At 68.4% G+C, this 15,424-nt stretch carries 19 protein-coding genes and 1 tRNA gene; 7 read left to right on the forward strand and 13 right to left on the reverse strand.

All coding sequences use genetic code 11. The annotated features are described in order from the left end of the window. Positions 1–50: 50 nt before the first annotated feature. Both U8D42_RS15055 and U8D42_RS15060 read left to right on the forward strand, forming a co-directional pair. Positions 51–854 carry a DUF1906 domain-containing protein gene (locus tag U8D42_RS15055; RefSeq protein ID WP_322859832.1) on the forward strand — a complete coding sequence of 268 codons (804 nt, stop codon included), beginning with the start codon at positions 51–53 and terminating at the stop codon, positions 852–854. A 14-nt stretch (positions 855–868) separates the two neighbouring features. Beyond that, on the forward strand, positions 869–1,393 hold the full coding sequence (locus tag U8D42_RS15060; RefSeq protein WP_322859831.1) for a hypothetical protein: 525 nt from the start codon (positions 869–871) through the stop codon (positions 1,391–1,393). Between the two features lie 16 nt (positions 1,394–1,409). On the opposite strand, the gene U8D42_RS15065 is transcribed toward U8D42_RS15060, so the two are convergent. From U8D42_RS15065 to pgm, 3 genes are all read right to left on the reverse strand, one after another. Further along, positions 1,410–1,482 (reverse strand) — tRNA-Ala (locus U8D42_RS15065). 53 nt (positions 1,483–1,535) lie between these two features. Then, positions 1,536–2,705 (reverse strand): MFS transporter, encoded by a 1,170-nt coding sequence (locus U8D42_RS15070; RefSeq protein ID WP_348636976.1) that lies wholly within the window; start codon positions 2,703–2,705, stop codon positions 1,536–1,538. Between the two features lie 92 nt (positions 2,706–2,797). Further along, the gene (pgm, locus tag U8D42_RS15075; RefSeq protein WP_322859830.1) at positions 2,798–4,426 is read right to left on the reverse strand and encodes a phosphoglucomutase (alpha-D-glucose-1,6-bisphosphate-dependent); all 1,629 of its coding nucleotides are present in this window, start codon (positions 4,424–4,426) and stop codon (positions 2,798–2,800) included. A gap of 138 nt (positions 4,427–4,564) precedes the next feature. On the opposite strand from pgm, the gene crcB (U8D42_RS15080) reads away from it, so the two are divergent. After that, positions 4,565–4,960, forward strand: coding sequence for a fluoride efflux transporter CrcB (gene crcB, locus U8D42_RS15080; RefSeq protein ID WP_322859829.1), 396 nt, complete (start codon positions 4,565–4,567; stop codon positions 4,958–4,960). After that, positions 4,957–5,340, forward strand: a complete 384-nt coding sequence (crcB, locus tag U8D42_RS15085; protein WP_322859828.1) for a fluoride efflux transporter CrcB — start codon at positions 4,957–4,959, stop codon at positions 5,338–5,340. The genes crcB (U8D42_RS15080) and crcB (U8D42_RS15085) overlap by 4 nt, the downstream gene beginning before the upstream one ends. A 1-nt stretch (position 5,341) precedes the next feature. Here the strand turns inward: crcB (U8D42_RS15085) and U8D42_RS15090 are convergent, their stop codons facing one another. The 3 genes from U8D42_RS15090 to U8D42_RS15100 are packed head-to-tail and all read right to left on the reverse strand — an operon-like array spanning position 5,342 to position 7,209. After that, positions 5,342–5,959 (reverse strand): GNAT family N-acetyltransferase, encoded by a 618-nt coding sequence (locus U8D42_RS15090; protein ID WP_322859827.1) that lies wholly within the window; start codon positions 5,957–5,959, stop codon positions 5,342–5,344. After that, entirely contained in the window at positions 5,956–6,831 is an 876-nt protein-coding gene (locus U8D42_RS15095) for an LLM class F420-dependent oxidoreductase (protein ID WP_322859826.1), read from the reverse strand. The genes U8D42_RS15090 and U8D42_RS15095 overlap by 4 nt, the downstream gene beginning before the upstream one ends. Before the next feature lie 21 nt (positions 6,832–6,852). Continuing rightward, positions 6,853–7,209 (reverse strand): DUF488 domain-containing protein, encoded by a 357-nt coding sequence (locus tag U8D42_RS15100; protein WP_085243491.1) that lies wholly within the window; start codon positions 7,207–7,209, stop codon positions 6,853–6,855. 47 nt (positions 7,210–7,256) lie between these two features. On the opposite strand from U8D42_RS15100, the gene U8D42_RS15105 reads away from it, so the two are divergent. Next, a complete protein-coding gene (locus tag U8D42_RS15105) occupies positions 7,257–8,531 on the forward strand; it encodes an HNH endonuclease (protein ID WP_322859825.1) in 1,275 nt (424 codons plus the stop codon). On the opposite strand, the gene U8D42_RS15110 is transcribed toward U8D42_RS15105, so the two are convergent. The 3 genes from U8D42_RS15110 to U8D42_RS15120 form a co-directional block, all read right to left on the reverse strand. Next, positions 8,528–9,226, reverse strand: a complete 699-nt coding sequence (locus U8D42_RS15110) for a DsbA family protein (RefSeq protein ID WP_322859824.1) — start codon at positions 9,224–9,226, stop codon at positions 8,528–8,530. The two genes, U8D42_RS15105 and U8D42_RS15110, sit on opposite strands and share 4 nt — an antisense overlap. A 19-nt stretch (positions 9,227–9,245) precedes the next feature. Next, positions 9,246–10,178: an HpcH/HpaI aldolase/citrate lyase family protein gene (locus U8D42_RS15115; RefSeq protein WP_322860159.1), complete on the reverse strand. Its 933-nt coding sequence runs from the start codon at positions 10,176–10,178 to the stop codon at positions 9,246–9,248. Positions 10,179–10,354: 176 nt separating this feature from the next. Continuing rightward, positions 10,355–11,317: a hypothetical protein gene (locus U8D42_RS15120; protein ID WP_085243487.1), complete on the reverse strand. Its 963-nt coding sequence runs from the start codon at positions 11,315–11,317 to the stop codon at positions 10,355–10,357. Positions 11,318–11,614: 297 nt separating this feature from the next. Between U8D42_RS15120 and U8D42_RS15125 the strand changes: the two genes are divergently transcribed. Next, entirely contained in the window at positions 11,615–12,187 is a 573-nt protein-coding gene (locus U8D42_RS15125) for a hemerythrin domain-containing protein (RefSeq protein ID WP_322859823.1), read from the forward strand. A 35-nt stretch (positions 12,188–12,222) separates the two neighbouring features. Further along, positions 12,223–13,686 carry a protein adenylyltransferase SelO gene (locus U8D42_RS15130; protein WP_322859822.1) on the forward strand — a complete coding sequence of 488 codons (1,464 nt, stop codon included), beginning with the start codon at positions 12,223–12,225 and terminating at the stop codon, positions 13,684–13,686. Positions 13,687–13,740: 54 nt separating this feature from the next. On the opposite strand, the gene U8D42_RS15135 is transcribed toward U8D42_RS15130, so the two are convergent. Genes U8D42_RS15135 through U8D42_RS15150 form a run of 4 tightly spaced genes read right to left on the reverse strand, consistent with a single transcriptional unit; the run spans position 13,741 to position 15,410 of the window. Next, positions 13,741–14,196, reverse strand: coding sequence for a DUF4267 domain-containing protein (locus U8D42_RS15135; RefSeq protein WP_322859821.1), 456 nt, complete (start codon positions 14,194–14,196; stop codon positions 13,741–13,743). Positions 14,197–14,254: 58 nt separating this feature from the next. Then, positions 14,255–14,506 (reverse strand): hypothetical protein, encoded by a 252-nt coding sequence (locus U8D42_RS15140; protein WP_322859820.1) that lies wholly within the window; start codon positions 14,504–14,506, stop codon positions 14,255–14,257. Between the two features lie 49 nt (positions 14,507–14,555). Further along, positions 14,556–14,978: a YkvA family protein gene (locus tag U8D42_RS29365; RefSeq protein ID WP_431523771.1), complete on the reverse strand. Its 423-nt coding sequence runs from the start codon at positions 14,976–14,978 to the stop codon at positions 14,556–14,558. 27 nt (positions 14,979–15,005) lie between these two features. Beyond that, complete coding sequence (locus tag U8D42_RS15150; RefSeq protein ID WP_322859819.1) at positions 15,006–15,410, reverse strand: DUF732 domain-containing protein; 405 nt, start codon at positions 15,408–15,410, stop codon at positions 15,006–15,008. Positions 15,411–15,424: the final 14 nt, after the last annotated feature.

A 15,424-nucleotide genomic window follows, 5' to 3' on the forward strand; every position in this document is an offset into this window, starting at 1 on the left:
CTGCTACGCGCCACTTCTGTTGACAAAAGTCACAAATTTAACATCACGCGATGCAGAAATTGCCGGCGAATGTGCGTCGGCCGCGCCCCATTCCCCGGCGCGACTTGTTGCGCTACGCCATTCCCGTGGTCGCACTTCCAGGGTTGTATGCCGCATCGACCCGCGTTGGCGTTCCCGCGACGGCTTCCGTACCTCCCCGACTGATCGACTTCGCCATGCGCCAGATTCCGGCGGACCACATTCGGGCGGCCGGCTACTCCGGGGTTATCAACTACGTCTCGCAATCACGTCCCGGCTCGTCCATGGGCGCCAAGCCCATCACGCGGCCCTACGCCGAGCAGCTGACCGCCGCCGGGCTCGTGATCGTCAGCAATTACCAATACGGCAAGCCGGGCGGAACGGCACCGTCGGACTTCAGGCGCGGGTTCGAGGGCGGCGTTGCCGATGCGCGAACCGCCTGGGAACTGCATACCGCCGCGGGTGGCGGTCAGAGCGCCCCGATCTTCTTCAGCGTCGACGAGGACATCAACCGCGACACCTGGAATAACCTGGCGCTCAAGTGGTTTCGCGGAATCAATTCGGTGCTGGGCGTGCAGCGCACCGGCGTCTACGGCGGTATCGACGTGTGCCGATGGGCCGCCGCCGACGGCGTCATCGGCAATTCCCGTACCCCCGGCCACCGGTGGGCCTGGCAAACCAAGGCGTGGTCCGGCGGCAAGGTCGACCCCGCCGCCGTCCTCTATCAACGCGTGGTGAGTACGCCGTCGAATCCGGGCCCGGAAGTCGGGGGGCTGCAAGTCGACGTCAACGACGTTCTTGCAGCCGATTGCGGCCAGTGGAACCTACATCGGTGAATTGACCACCTTCGGTGCGCTCGCAGCCTTTCGGCAGGATAGACAGGATGAGCGGTGACGGCAGTGTGGGTGCGGCAGACTTCCGTCGCGCATTGGCACTCATTCAGCACGGTGAGCGCGGCGACGAAGCGGGCATGCGCGTCATCGTCGACGACGAAGTCATCCCGGCCAACCGGCTGCCACAGCTGATCCGCGCCACCATCTCGATCTTGTGGCAGCTGGTGGCTCAGCTCTGCGAACCGGATGAAGTCGCCGAGATCGGCGAAACCTTCACCTTGGCGGCCACCGACGAGGAGATCGGCCTCGACCGCGACAACCGGCTCGTGGCCCGGATGGCCATGGCACAACACTCGCGAGATACCAGCGCGGAGTACGAGGTGCTCAGCGAAGCAGACACGGCGCCCGACGGTCTGGTGCGTCTTGCGCTCACCGCCGCAGGTGTCGTCTCCGCAATGCTGCCCGTGTTACGCACCGCCGAGGGCCGGCAGTTGATCAACAACTTGGCGATGCAAGCCTCGCGCGAGGAGAACAGCGCTTAGGGTAAAACGTCCCGGGTGGAGCTAAGGGGACTCGAACCCCTGACCCCCACACTGCCAGTGTGGTGCGCTACCAGCTGCGCCATAGCCCCAAGTCGTGCTCATCGAAGTTACACCACTGCCAACAGGCGTTCAAAGTCGCAGTTCAGGCCGCCTCGCCGTCCGCCTGGGGTTCCGCCATGCCGTGCTCCGGATGAATCAGGGTCCGCGTTTCCGGCGCCAGCACCCACCCGGCGGCGGCGATCAGCAAGACGACTCCGCTGATGCCGAAGCCCCAGCCGAAGCTCAGCTTCTCGGCGGCCCAGCCGACCGTCACCGAGCCGACGATGGCACCCAGGTCCGACAGCATCTGCACCGCCGCCACCGGAAGGCCGGCGCGCGCCTCGTTGCCGAGGATGTCCGCCACCGCGGCCTGCATCGGCGACATGAAAATGCCTGTGGTGGCGCCGGATACGGCCGCGGCGACCATGAACGCGGGCAACGTCGACACGACCCCCAGTGCGGCGGTCGCCGCGCCAGACGTCGCCAGGCCGATGATCAAGAGCGTGCGCCTGCCCATCCGATCGGACAGGTAACCGGCGGGGACGACAGCCAGGGCGTTACCGGCCGCGAACGCCGCGAGGGCCACGCCGATCATGCCGACGCTTTCCCCCATCACGTCGGAGAGAAACAGCGGCACCAGCGCGACGCGCAGACCGAACGCCGCCCAGCCGGTCGCGAAATTGGCCAGCAGCGCCGCCCAATACGCGCGGAAACGCAGCGCTTGGCGCATCGTGACCGTCGACCGTGTCGGCGGCGGGGGCGCGGCCAGCTCCGAATGCCGCAGGCCGTAGAACAGCACCACGCAAACGCCCAGCATCGCGACGCCGTACACGATGAACGGCGCGGTCAGCCCCCACCCCGCGGTCAGGCCGCCGATCGCCGGACCGCCGACCGCGCCCACCATGAACGACGTCGTGAACAGCCCCGCGATCCGGCCGCGCGCGTCGGGCGGGCTGATATGGATCATCAACCCCAGCGCGGAGACATAAAACATCGTCGAGCCGATGCCGCTGATGGCCCGGAAGGCCAACAGTTGCCAGTAGGCCTGCGAATACGCGCACGCGATGGTGGACAACGCGACGATCAGCAAACCACCGATGTAAATCCGCCGCTCGCCCAGCCGCTGCACCAGCGCCCCGCTGACCGGTGCGAAACACAGCCGACTCAACGAAAAGACGGTGACCAGATAAGTCACCGCCTTGATGCTGACCCCGAAGGTATGAGCGAACGCGGGCATCGCGGGCGAGATGACGCCGTAGCCCAGCGCGACCATGACATTCGCCCAGCTGAGGATCCAGACTTCGCGCGGCAGCGGGGCGGAACGGGACCTGCTTTCCCCCGAGCGGGCAAGGCGGAGGGAAATGGTCACCCAATGACTTTATTAACCACCTCGCGCGCGGCTTCTTGCACCTCCGCCAAATGCTCCGGTCCGTTGAAAGACTCGGCATAAATTTTGTACACGTCCTCGGTCCCCGACGGCCGCGCGGCAAACCACGCGTTCGCGGTCGTCACCTTCAATCCGCCCAGCGCGGCGCCATTGCCGGGCGCGGCGGTGAGTTTCGCGATGATCGGCTCGCCGGCCAGCTCGGTGGCGGTGACCTCCTCGGCCGACAGCTTGGCCAGGCGGGCCTTTTGCTCGCGGTCGGCGGGCGCATCGACGCGAGCGTAGAACGGCGTGCCGTATTCGGCGGTCAGCTCCTGGTAGCGCCGGGACGGACTCAAACCGGTGACGGCCAGGATCTCCGAGGCCAGCAGCGCGAGGATGATGCCGTCCTTGTCCGTCGTCCACACCGAGCCGTCGCGCCGCAAGAACGACGCCCCGGCCGACTCCTCGCCGCCGAATCCGATGGCGCCGCCGATCAAACCGTCGACGAACCATTTGAAGCCCACGGGCACCTCGACGAGCTTGCGGCCGATGCCGGCAACCACCCGGTCGATGATGGACGAACTGACCGCGGTCTTGCCCACGGCGATGCCGTCCGGCCACGACGGCCGGTGCGTGTAGAGGTAGTCGATGGCCACCGCCAGGTAGTGGTTGGGGTTGAGCAGCCCCCCGTCGGGCGTGACGATGCCGTGGCGGTCCGAGTCGGCGTCGTTGCCGGTGGCGATCTGATAAAGGTCCCGGTTGGCGATCAGGGAAGCCATCGCGTCGGGCGAGCTGCAGTCCATCCGGATCTTGCCGTCGTGGTCGAGCGTCATGAACCGCCAGGTCGCGTCGACCAGCGGGTTGACCACCGTCAGGTCCAGACCGTGCCGCTGGGCGATCTCACCCCAGTAGTCCACGCTCGCTCCGCCCAGGGGGTCGGCGCCGATCCGGACCCCGGCCGCTCGGATCGCGTCGATGTCCACCACGTTGGGCATGTCGTCGACGTAGTTGCCCAGGTAGTCGTGGCGCTGGACCGTCCGCAGCGCCCGGGCCAGCGGCACCCGCTTGGCCCCCGCGCCGCCGCGCAGAATCTCGTTGGCGCGCTTGGCGATTGCGTTCGTGGCCTCGGTGTCCGCCGGGCCGCCGTTGGGCGGGTTGTACTTGAAGCCGCCGTCCGGCGGCGGATTGTGCGACGGTGTGACGACGATGCCGTCGGCCAGCGCTTCGGTGCGGCCCCGGTTGTAGCCGAGGATGGCGTGGCTGACCGCCGGCGTCGGGGTGTAGCGGTCGCGGGAGTCGATCATCGCGACGACGTCGTTGGCGGCCAGCACCTCCAGCGCCGACACCCACGCCGGCTCGGAGAGGCCGTGCGTGTCACGGCCGATGAACAACGGCCCCGTGGTGCCCTGCGCAGCGCGGTATTCGACGATGGCCTGGGTGATGGCCAGGATGTGGGCCTCGTTGAACGCCCCGTTCAGCGCCGAACCGCGGTGACCCGACGTGCCGAACACCACCTGCTGGGCGACGTCCTCGGGATCGGGCTGAATCGAGTAGTAGGCCGTCACCAGGTGAGGCAGGTCGACGAGGTCTTCGGGCTGGGCCGGCTGACCGGCGCGGGGGTGGGCCATGGTGGTCAATTCTGCCCGTAATCAACTGTTCCGACTCACCAGGCACGTTCCCGACTTCTCAGCTACTTCCTCGGTTCACCCACTGGCCAATCTCCCCCTAGGCTGCTAACGACCGGGCGCACACCGAAGGGATCACGCGTGGCACAGGATTATCGGGAACTGGGAGCGATCTTTGTGGGCGGGGGCCTCGGAACGCTCAGCCGCGTGGCACTGGACACCGCTATCGTGCGCGACCCGCATCACTGGCCCTGGCCGACGTTCATCGTCAACATCGTGGGCGCTTTCCTGGTGGGCTACTTCACCACCCGATTGCTGGAGCGCCTGCCGCTGTCGAGTTATCGGCGCCCGCTGCTGGGCACCGGATTGTGTGGTGGTTTGACCACGTTCTCGTCGATGCAGGTCGAGACGCTGAGGATGATCGAGCATGGCCATTGGGTGTTGGCCACGAGCTACACCGTCATCAGCGTCGCGGGCGGCCTGCTGGCGGTGCACCTGTCCACCAAGCTGGTGCGGCGGGTCAGGGTGCGCGGATGACGGCTTCCATAGTCACCACGGCCCTCGTCTGGAGCGGTGTCGTTATTCTCGGGGGGCTCGGGTCGGTGCTGCGGTTCACGGTCGACCGTGCGGTGGGCCGCCGGATAGCCCGGTCCTTTCCGTTCGGCACGCTGACCGTAAACGTCAGCGGTGCAGCGCTTCTCGGCTTTCTCGGTGGCCTTGCGCTGAGCAAAGGCGCCGCGTTGCTGGCCGGCACCTCATTCGTCGGCGCCTACACCACGTTCTCCACCTGGATGTTGGAGACCCAGCGACTCGGCGAGGAGCGGCAGGTCCGCGTGGCGGTCGCCAACCTGATCGTCAGCATCGTGCTCGGTGAAGCCGCGGCGCTTCTCGGACAACAGATCGCCGAACACCTCTGAATCAACCACCGGGAACGTCGCCCGGCGTGCGGGGCAGCACGTAGAGCGCCATCCGCCGATTCGTCATGTCGTGCTCGCCGAGGAAGACGCAGCCGCCCCGCTCGCAGAACGTGCGCGCCAGGACGTTGCGGTGGTCGGGATCGAACATGATGCGCCGGCATTGCGGATCAAGGCCCAGGATGCTGCCCACCAGATAGGGCAGCAGGTAACTCACGTGCCCCCGCTTGATGTAGTCCAGATCGGCCACCGCGACATGCAACCCCAGATCGTGGGGATCATGCTCGTATCGAGTAGCGATGGAATCCTTTGCCGCCCGGTATAATTCGATGTAGGCGCGGTCCGTTCCGTAGAGCGTGGCGATGAATGGGCGGGAGAAAGTGCCCTCGAGTTGCGCCCGCAGATAACGATGCCAGCGCGCCACCGGCCAGGCGGACTCCCACGCTTCGACCAAGTGCGGCCGGCTCATCCACTCGGCGATCATCTCCGCGTCCGCGTCCGGGTCGGCCAGCCGCAACCCGTACGGATCGGGCAACGCGGGGATCGGCGGCGGCGGGACTGCGCGAATCTCGTCGGAGATGTCAGTCAATTCCCGCGGCAGGAGCGGGTCGGCCTCACTCACGCGAGCGCCGCCTCCATCCACCGCTCGGCCAGCGCCGCAACCCATTCGGCCGCCGCCTCGGGCCGGTCGGGGGGTGATTCGACGAGAACCAGTTCGTCGATGCCCAAGTCGGTGAGGACGCCGACGTCAGCAACGCTCGGATCGCGCAGTGCGACCGACAGCCGCAGCTGGGCACGATCGCGACCCGAGTTGGCGCATAGCCGCTCCAGCTCGGCGACCCGGCCCCGCACGGCCTCCAGCCCGTCGATGTTGAACCCGTACCAGCCGTCGCCCCAGGCCGCCGCGCGGCCCAGTGCCGAATCGCTATTGCCCCCAAGCACGATCGGGATACGACGATCCCGTGCCGGCTTGGGGTTGACCCGGATGGAGTCGAAGCGGACGAAGTCGCCATCGAACGAAGCGACGTCATCGCGCCACACCGTGCGCATCGCGGCCGCGTATTCGGCGGTGCGCGCACCGCGACGAGCGAAGGGCACTGAGAGCGCGGCGAATTCCTCCCGGGACCACCCGACGCCGACACCCAGCGTCAGCCGCCCACCGCTGAGTCGATCCAGGCTGGCGGCCTGCTTGGCCACCACCACCGGGTTGTGTTCGGGCAGCAGGAGCACGCCGGTCGCCAGCCCGATCCGGGACGAGGCGGCTGCGGCGAAGCTCAGGGCGATCATCGGGTCAAGCCAATCCGCTTGCGCGGGAACGGCAATGACGCCGTCATCGGAGTAGGGATAGCGCGAAGCGGGTCGGTCGACCATCACGACGTGTTCGCCCACCCACAGCGTGGCGAAGCCGCAATCGTCGGCGGTCGACGCGACGGCATCGATCACCGCGCGGTCGGCGCCGGCACCGATCCCCAGCGCATGCAATCCCAGCCGCATCGCACGATCGTCTCACGGCGTTCAGCGGCTTTTCAGCAACTCCGCAAGGACGGCCGCCTGGCTGATCTCCACGTCGCGAGTCGCGGTGACCAGGGTGACGGCACCGTGCCCGGCCAGTTCGCGGAGTTCGTCCAGCGCGGGGCTGTTCCGCAGCTCGGCCTTGTAGCGTTTGGCGAACTCGCCGAACCGTTCGGAGCGGTGTTGATACCACTCCCGGAGTTCCTTCGACGGGGCGACCTCCTTGCACCAGGTCCCCACCCTCGGGTCGTCCTTGCGCACTCCCCGCGGCCAGACGCGGTCGACCAGCACCCGCGGACCCTCGTCGGCGGTGACGTCGTCGTACACCCGCGCCACCTTGATCCTGCTCTTGGCGCTCATATCGCCAGCGTAGGCGCGTGTCGGACCCTCCACCTAGTATCGAAACTATGTTCGAAGAACTGACGAACGTCGACCCGGCGGCCGGCGAACCGGCGCTGATCGAGCGCATCGCCGAGCTGGAGACGATCAAGTGCGCCGCCGCCGCGGGTCAGGCCCGGGCCACGGCCGCGTTGGACGCCGCCCGCCGAGCCGGCGAGGCAGCCGCGGGGGTGCCCGCCGCGCGGCGCGGGCGCGGCGTGGCCGCCGAGGTAGCCCTGGCCCGGCGCGACGCACCCGCCCGGGGCGGCCGTCATCTGGGCTTCGCCAAAGCGCTGGTGAACGAGATGCCGCACACGCTGGCGGCGCTGGAATGCGGGGTCCTGTCGGAGTGGCGAGCGACGTTGATCGTGCGCGAGAGCGCCTGCCTGGACGTGGAAGACCGTCGCGCTCTGGACGCGGAGCTGTGCGCCGAGCCGGCCGGCCTGAACGGCATGGGGGACGCGCGAGTTGCGGCGGCGGCCAGAGCGATCGCCTACCGGCTGGATCCGCATGCCGTCGTCGAGCGGGCGGCCAGGGCCGAGAGCGACCGCACGGTCACCATTCGGCCGGCACCGGACACCATGGCGTACGTCACCGCGTTGTTGCCCGTGGCGCAAGGCGTTTCGGTGTACGCGGCGCTGCGCCGCGAAGCGGACACCCGGGGGGACGGGCGCTCACGCGGGCAGCTGATGGCCGACACCCTGGTCGAACGGGTCACCGGCCGTAGCGCCGCGGCCCCCAGCCCCATCGCGGTCAACCTGGTGCTGTCCGACGAGACGCTGCTCGGCGGTCACAACGGGCCGGCCGATCTCGATGGCTACGGGCCCATCCCCGCGGCGGTCGCGCGCGCCATGGTGCGCAGCGCTGTCACCGACCGACGTTCGCGCGCGACCCTGCGCAGGCTGTACGCGCATCCGCGGTCCGGGGCGCTGGTGGCCATGGAGTCACGGGCGCGCATCTTTCCCCGCGGGCTGGCCGCATTCATCGGACTACGCGATCAGCGTTGCCGCACCCCGTACTGCGACGCCCCGATCAGGCAGCGCGACCACGCGCGACCGTGGGCCGACGGCGGCCCGACCACCGCGGACAACGGTCTGGGGCTGTGCGAGCACTGCAACTACGTCAAGGAGAACGCGGGATGGCGAGTGAGCACCGCGGTGGACGAAAAGCACACTCACACGGCGTTATTCAGGACGCCAACCGGCAAGACCTACCGGTCGACGGCACCGCCGCGCGCCCCCGCGATCACCGTCAGCGAGCTGGAGATCCGGATCGGGGTCTGTCTCGCGCGACACGCGGCCTAGGTCTCCTGGCCGGTGAGGCGCTCGACATCGATGACTTCGCCGCGGTTGATGCTGACCCAGTCACGCCCGTCCAGGTAGGGACGCAGGCTTCGGCCGATGAGCTCGACATCGGCGGGCGATTTGGGCCGCTGCAGCTCGTAGACGTGGTGCAGCTCGGCCATGCCGGTGACGACATTCCACAGCGTCAACGCCTGGGGACCGGTGGGCGGGTCCACCAAGACCGGCCCGAACAGGCACTGCCCCGCCAAGAACAAGGTGGGCACCCCGTAGCCGCCGGCATCGACGACCCGTTGATGATCCTGGCGTATCTCGTCGTGAGTGGTCGGGTCGTCCAGCGCCGCGTCGAAAACCGACGCGTCGACGCCGATGTCGCTCAGCAAACGGCGGGCAACTACCGGGTCGTGCGGTTTGCCGCCCAGCGTGTGCAGTTCGTGGCCGATGGCGCCGTACCACCGATCCAGCAGCGCCATGTCCATTCGGCGCAGCAGCGCCCCGATCCGCATCAACGACCATCCATAGGACCACTCCCGCTCCCACGGGTGCTTCTGGCCCTCGGACCGGTTGATCTCTTCGAGGCTGAAGAAGCGCCAGTCGACGGTGATGCCGAGTTGCTCGCGCACGTCGCGAATCCACACCGACGTCTGGTAGGCGAACGGGCACATCGGGTCGAAATGGAACTCCACCGCAACGCTCATGTTGGACCCGCTTCGCCGCTCAGTAGTGATAGGTGTCCGACGGCGCGGGCGAATGATCGCGTTCTTCGTCGTCGAAGTCCGACGGTTCGATGCCGTAGGCGCGAGCCAGCTCGAGAATCTTGGTGGCCCGGGCGATGCGCGGCAGGTCGGAACCGTTACGAATCTCTCCCCCGTCACGTTCGAACTCGGCGAAAAACTCCTTCGCCCAGGATATTTCGTCGTGCGATGGCGACAGGCCCTCGTTCACCACCGCGCACTGGTCGGGCGTCAGGCAGATCTTGCCCGTCATCCCGAACTCCACGGACACGGCCGTGGCCTCGATCAGCTTCAACGCGTTCGAGCCGATCGTGGGCCCGTCGATGGCGCTGGGCAGGCTGGCCGCCTTGGCGGCGATCGTGAACCGCGACCGGGCGTATGCCAGCGTGCTCGGGTCCTCCCCGAAACCGGTGTCGCGGCGGAAGTCTCCGATGCCGAAGGCCAGCCGGAAGGTGCCCTTGGCCGCGGCGATTTCGGTGATGCGCTCGAGCCCGCGGGCCGTTTCCACCAGCGCCACGATCGGCACGTTGGGCAGCCGTTGCGCGGTCTCGGTGACGTGGTCCACCGATTCCACCATCGCCAGCATCACCCCGCCGACCGGCGTTTCCGCCAGCGCCGCGAGGTCGTCCGCCCACCACGGCGTGCCGAAGCCGTTGACGCGCACCCAGTCGGTGTTGCCGGCGCCCAGCCAACTCACCACGTTGTCGCGGGCGGCGTGCTTGTCCTTGGGTGCGACGGCGTCCTCGATGTCGAGAACGACGATGTCAGCCCGGGAGTGCACCGCGGACTGGAACCGGTCGCCGTGCGCGCCGTTGACCAACAGCCAGCTCCGGGCCAAAACGGGATCGATGCGGTAGCCGATGGTGTCGTCGGGCTCCGTCGCGGTGGTCTCGACCTGGTCGTACATTTCGCTGATCTGTCGTCTTTTCGTGGTTATCGGTGGTGGGCGTGCCCCATAACCGTAGCGATATCCGGCAACGGGCGGTCGGGCATGCCCCCATCGGGGGGTTCAGCCTTTCGAAACGGCGCGGCCGCCCGGATCGAGACGGGAAGCCTCGTCCGGGCGGCCTTGCTGTCGAGCCCGCGGTTCGACTAGTTGATGCCGACGACCTCCTGCGCGATGGCGGCAACGCGCGTTTGGGCGGCCGACACGACCCGCTGGCGGTTCTTGTTGGCCTCCTCGTAGGCGATGATCGTCCGCACGTCGCTCGGGTTCGCGAGGTCCTTGATCTCCGCGACGGCCTCGTTGACGTTGAGCTCGTCATAGTTGGCGATCGGCAGCTCGTCGGCGTCGAGGACCCCCACGGAGGCGCGGGCCGCATGCAGGGCGTTGGCGGTCTGCCGGGCCCCCTCGTTGCGGGTCACCCGCTCGGCGGCTTCGAGGGCGGCGTTCCGGGACGCGGCGAGCGCCCGGGTCGCCACGTCACCCGCGTGCGCGCCCCTGCTGACCAGTTCGTTGAACGTCGGGCGGGCGGAGCGCAGCGCGTCCGCGGCGCGGTCGACCCCTCGGACCGACCACTCCATGGGCAGGTTGACCAGTTTCACCGCGGTACCGGCCGCCGCCTGCAACGGTGTGCGACGCAGCGCGGCCGGGCCGCCGAGCGCATCCTCGGCAAGCACGGTCGTCAGCCAGTCGACGGTCGCCGAGTGAGCGGTGATCAGCCGCGTGGCCAGGCTTTCGACCTCGCGCAGCTCGGCGGCCACCGCCAGCGCCTTGAGGTAGCGGGCGCGGTCGAGCAGTTGATCCTCGAGCGCCAGGTCGCCCAGCAGGGCCTCGTCGAACGGTTGCGCCTGTTCGGTCAGCGCCTTGACGGCCGCCGCGGCACGGCCCAGGAAGGGGCCGACGATGTCGGGGACGCCGCCCAGCTCGCGGATCGCCTTCTCGATCGCCTCGGAGCGCTCGCGCGCGTTCGAGGCGTTTTGTGTCAGTTCACGCTCGACGGCCTCGGTACGCGCCTGCGCGATGCGGGTTTCGGCAACCTGGATCTCGGTGTTGGTCAGCTGGTGCAGGGCGCGCAACTGCGCCAATACCGTCGTCTTGTCCGATGAAGTCATTGAAAGACTCGCCTCCTGCGTTGATTGTCTGGATCGGCACGAAAGCGCCTTCCGATCGGCTACCCGTTCGGGGGGGAACGGATAACATCGGCGCCCGGCGTGTGACCCAGATCGCTTTCTGGCGCACAACACCCTCGGTGCTGCCGCGAAACACCCTGCGGTGCAAGGCGGCAGCGCGGGCGGACACCGGCACCCCGCCCGCGTCGTTTAGCCGCTTGTACAGGGGGTACGCCTCGACGAACCGCACACAAGCCCACGGTGCGAGCTAACCAATTCCCGAACACTGGAGGTATCGCGATGGCCGACATGATGGTGCAATCGCCCGACGAGGTCGTCGCTTTCCTGAAGGCGCAACACAACCTCATCGAGGACATGTTCGACGAAGTCCTGCACGCCTCCGACCCGCAGGCCCGGGAGAAGCCGTTCGTCGAATTGCGTCAATTGCTGGCCGTCCACGAGACGGCCGAAGAAATGGTTGTGCATCCGCGGGTGCGCCGCGAGACCGACGACGGGGATACCATCGTCGACGCCCGGCTCGAGGAAGAGCACGAAGCCAAGGAGCTGCTGTCGCAGATCGAGGACCTCGACATCGCCTCGCAGCAGTTCGTCGACGCCGTCACCAAGCTGCGCGACGCCGTGCTCGAGCACGCGCGGCACGAGGAGGAAGACGAGTTCCCCGTGCTGCTCCGGGAGGTCGACGAGGGCGATCTCAAGCGCATGGGTGCGGCGGTGCGAGCGGCCGAGGCGATCGCGCCGACCCGCCCGCATCCGGGCGTCGAATCGGCGAAGCTCAATTTCGCCCTCGGGCCATTCGCGTCGATGCTCGACCGCGCCCGCGACGTGATCAAGCAGGCCATCGGCGTCGGCTAGGCCGGCGACCCCGAACTTTCCGTAGGCTCAACGAGGTGAGTGTCGCTCCGGATATGACGGTTGCTCTGCAAGACCGGTTCTTCCGCGAGCTGCCGGAGATGGCCGTGCGCTGGCAGGCGGAGGCCCCGGCCGAGCTGACGCTACTCGCGTTCAACGAGGCGCTTGCGGCGGAACTCGGCCTGGACGCCGACTGGCTGCGGAACGCCGACGGGCTGCGCTTCCTGGTGGGCGACTTGGTGCCGAGCACCGCCGTTCCGGTGGCGCAGGCCTACGCGGGCCATCAGTTCGGCGGCTTCGTCCCGCGGCTGGGCGACGGGCGGGCCCTGCTGCTCGGCGAGCTCGTCGACGCCGGCGGCGGTCTGCGCGACATCCACCTCAAGGGCTCCGGGCCGACGCCGTTCGCGCGCGGCGGCGACGGGCTGGCGGCGGTGGGTCCCATGCTGCGCGAGTACATCGTCAGCGAAGCGATGCACGCGCTCGGAGTGCCGACGACGCGGTCGCTGGCCGTCGTGGGCACCGGCCGCCCGGTGCTGCGCGAGGCGGAACTGCCCGGGGCGGTGCTGACCCGCGTGGCCAGCAGCCATCTGCGGGTGGGCAGCTTCCAGTACGCCGCGTCCGCCGGCGACATCGAATTGCTGCGCCGACTCGCCGACCACGCGATCGCCCGCCACCATCCCAGCGCCGCACAGGCCGAACGCCCCTACCTCGCGCTGTTCGAGGGCGTGGTCGCCGCGCAGGCGTCGCTCATCGCCCGCTGGATGCTGATCGGATTCGTGCACGGGGTGATGAACACCGACAACATGACGATCTCCGGCGAGACGATCGACTACGGACCGTGCGCCTTCATGGAGGCCTACGACCCCGACACGGTCTTCAGTTCGATCGACTTCTGGGGGCGCTACGCCTACGGCAACCAGCCTCTGGTCGCGGGCTGGAACCTCGCCCGTTTCGCCGAGACCCTGCTGCCGCTGCTCGCCGAGGACGTCGAGGAGGCGGTCGCGCTTGCCGAGGCATCGTTCGGTGTTTTCCAGCGCGAGTACGACGCCGTGTGGTCGTCCGGCATGCGCGCCAAACTCGGTTTGCCCGCCGACATCGAAGCCCGAGACTGCACGGCGCTGGCCGACGAGTTGCTTGCCCTGCTGAAGGCAAGCCACGTCGACTACACCTCGTTCTTCCGCCACCTCGGCCGAGCGGCCCGTGGCGATGCCGAACCCGCGCGCGGATTGTTCATCGACCTCGCCGGGTTCGACGCCTGGCTGTCGCGCTGGCAGGGCCTGCGCCCCGACGCCGACGTCATGAACCGGGCCAACCCGATCTACATTCCGCGCAACCACCTGGTCGAGGAGGCCCTGGCCGCCGCGACGGCCGGCGAGCTGGGACCCGTCGAACGGCTCCTCGCCGCGGTGACGGCGCCTTTCGACGAGCGGCCGGGCCTGGACCGCTATGCCAGCCCGGCCCCGGAGGACTTCGGCAAGTACCAAACGTTCTGCGGCACTTAGCCTTACGCGAGCTTTGCGACCTCGGCCCAGAGCCCGGCCGGAATGTGTGAATGCTCAGCGAGGAACAGCGACTCGAAGCCGTGCTGCTCGAGCGCCTGCACCAGTTCCACCGGATTGATGCCCGCGTCCATCACCGGCCCGGGTGGTACGTCGCGCCGCGCCCCACAGCCCGACCCCGATGCCGACGACGGCGCCACCGAGCCCGACGATGCGCTGCGAGGGCTTCAGCTGGTCGTGGACGCTGATGCCACCGAACAGGTCGGCCGCGTCCGCACCGCCGGACGCCAGGAACCAGCCGCGGGTGTTCTTGCCGCGCAGTGCCGCCGCCGCGAGCATGCCGCCGATCAACGCGTCGCGATATCCCATGGAGCGCAACAACAGTCGCGCTGTCGGTGGCGGGTCGCCCGGGTCTCCCCAGAATCGGTTCGCGCTCAACGGGTCCACGAGGAACCAGACGCCGGAGGTGAATCGGATGCTGCCCGCCACGAGAGCGGCCCGGTCGATCGACATGGTTTGCCAGCCTAGGAGCAACCCGCGCTCTCGCGCACCGGTTTGCCCCAAGGGGCGGTCACGGCGCCGGGCACGCGTGCGCGATCGGTATGGAGGCCGGCCACAACGCGGCGGTCAGGCCGAAGGCGACGGCGTCGGCACCCGCGGGCAGCACGGCTTCCACCCGGGCCTGGATTCGCCGGGTCTCGTCACCGTGCAGCACGGTCCACCCGAAACCGACGCACAGATAGGGAATCGCCAGCCACAGCGCCAATTCGATCAGCGCGCCCACCCGGACCCGATGGCGCAGGGTGCGGCGCAGTAGATCCATGACCGCACACTCGCACACGGCCGTCGTCACCGCAAAGGTGCAGCGGCCTTCACTCCAGCGCGGGGTCGGGCAGCCCGCATAGCTTGCACAAGGCGGCAAGCCCTTCGGGTGTGCCGGGCCAGTGCTTGGCGAGCGCGTCGGGTCCCGCCGTGCGGCTGACCCAGCGCAGCCCCAGGCCGACGATGATCACGTCGTCGGCGAATCCGATGACCGGGATCGCATCGGGAATCAGGTCGATGGGCGACACGACAAAGCCGATCAGCGCGACCAACGCGATCCGGATCCGGCGCGGCAGCTCGCGGTCGGCGGCGAGGCGCTTCAACAGCCGGAGCACGTCGGGCAGCAGGCGCACCAGGTCCTGCATGTTGGCCTTGGGTTTCATCAGCCAGAAGGTGATCGCGAGGATCACCCAGATCACCGCAAACGCGCACATGAGGCCGATCGGAATCATCCACCAGTCAGACCACATCATTCGATCTTCCTGGACGCGCCTGGTGCCTTACGCGGCACCCGGCGCGGGCCACGGAAACATGGGCCACATGCCCGTCGGCGGCAACGTGGGACTCGGCGGGGGCTCGGTGGTCGGTTCCCCCAGGTGCTGGGGGCAATAGGCGGCGACCGCGCTGACCGTGAACTTGGTTGCGTCGTCCACCGAGAATCCCGGGTTGCTCGCCGACATGCTTTGGATCACGTCGGCCTGCGAGTGGCCCTCGTCCATCAGCTGGCAGGCCTTCTTCGCGACCCCGATCGCGACGGGCCCGCTCTTATAGGGCACCCCCTCCTGATTGAGCGCCGCCAGGAAACTCCCATCGGGGCCCGATCCGTTGCCAGCGGGATCGGCCTGCGCCGGGGCGGCCACGCCGATGAGGGCGGCGAAGCTCGCCAGCACGAGAAGTATCCGCACCGCTTCATCCTGGT

The sequence above is a fragment of the Mycobacterium europaeum genome (assembly GCF_034555895.2).
GTDB classification, from domain to species: Bacteria; Actinomycetota; Actinomycetes; order Mycobacteriales; family Mycobacteriaceae; genus Mycobacterium; species Mycobacterium europaeum.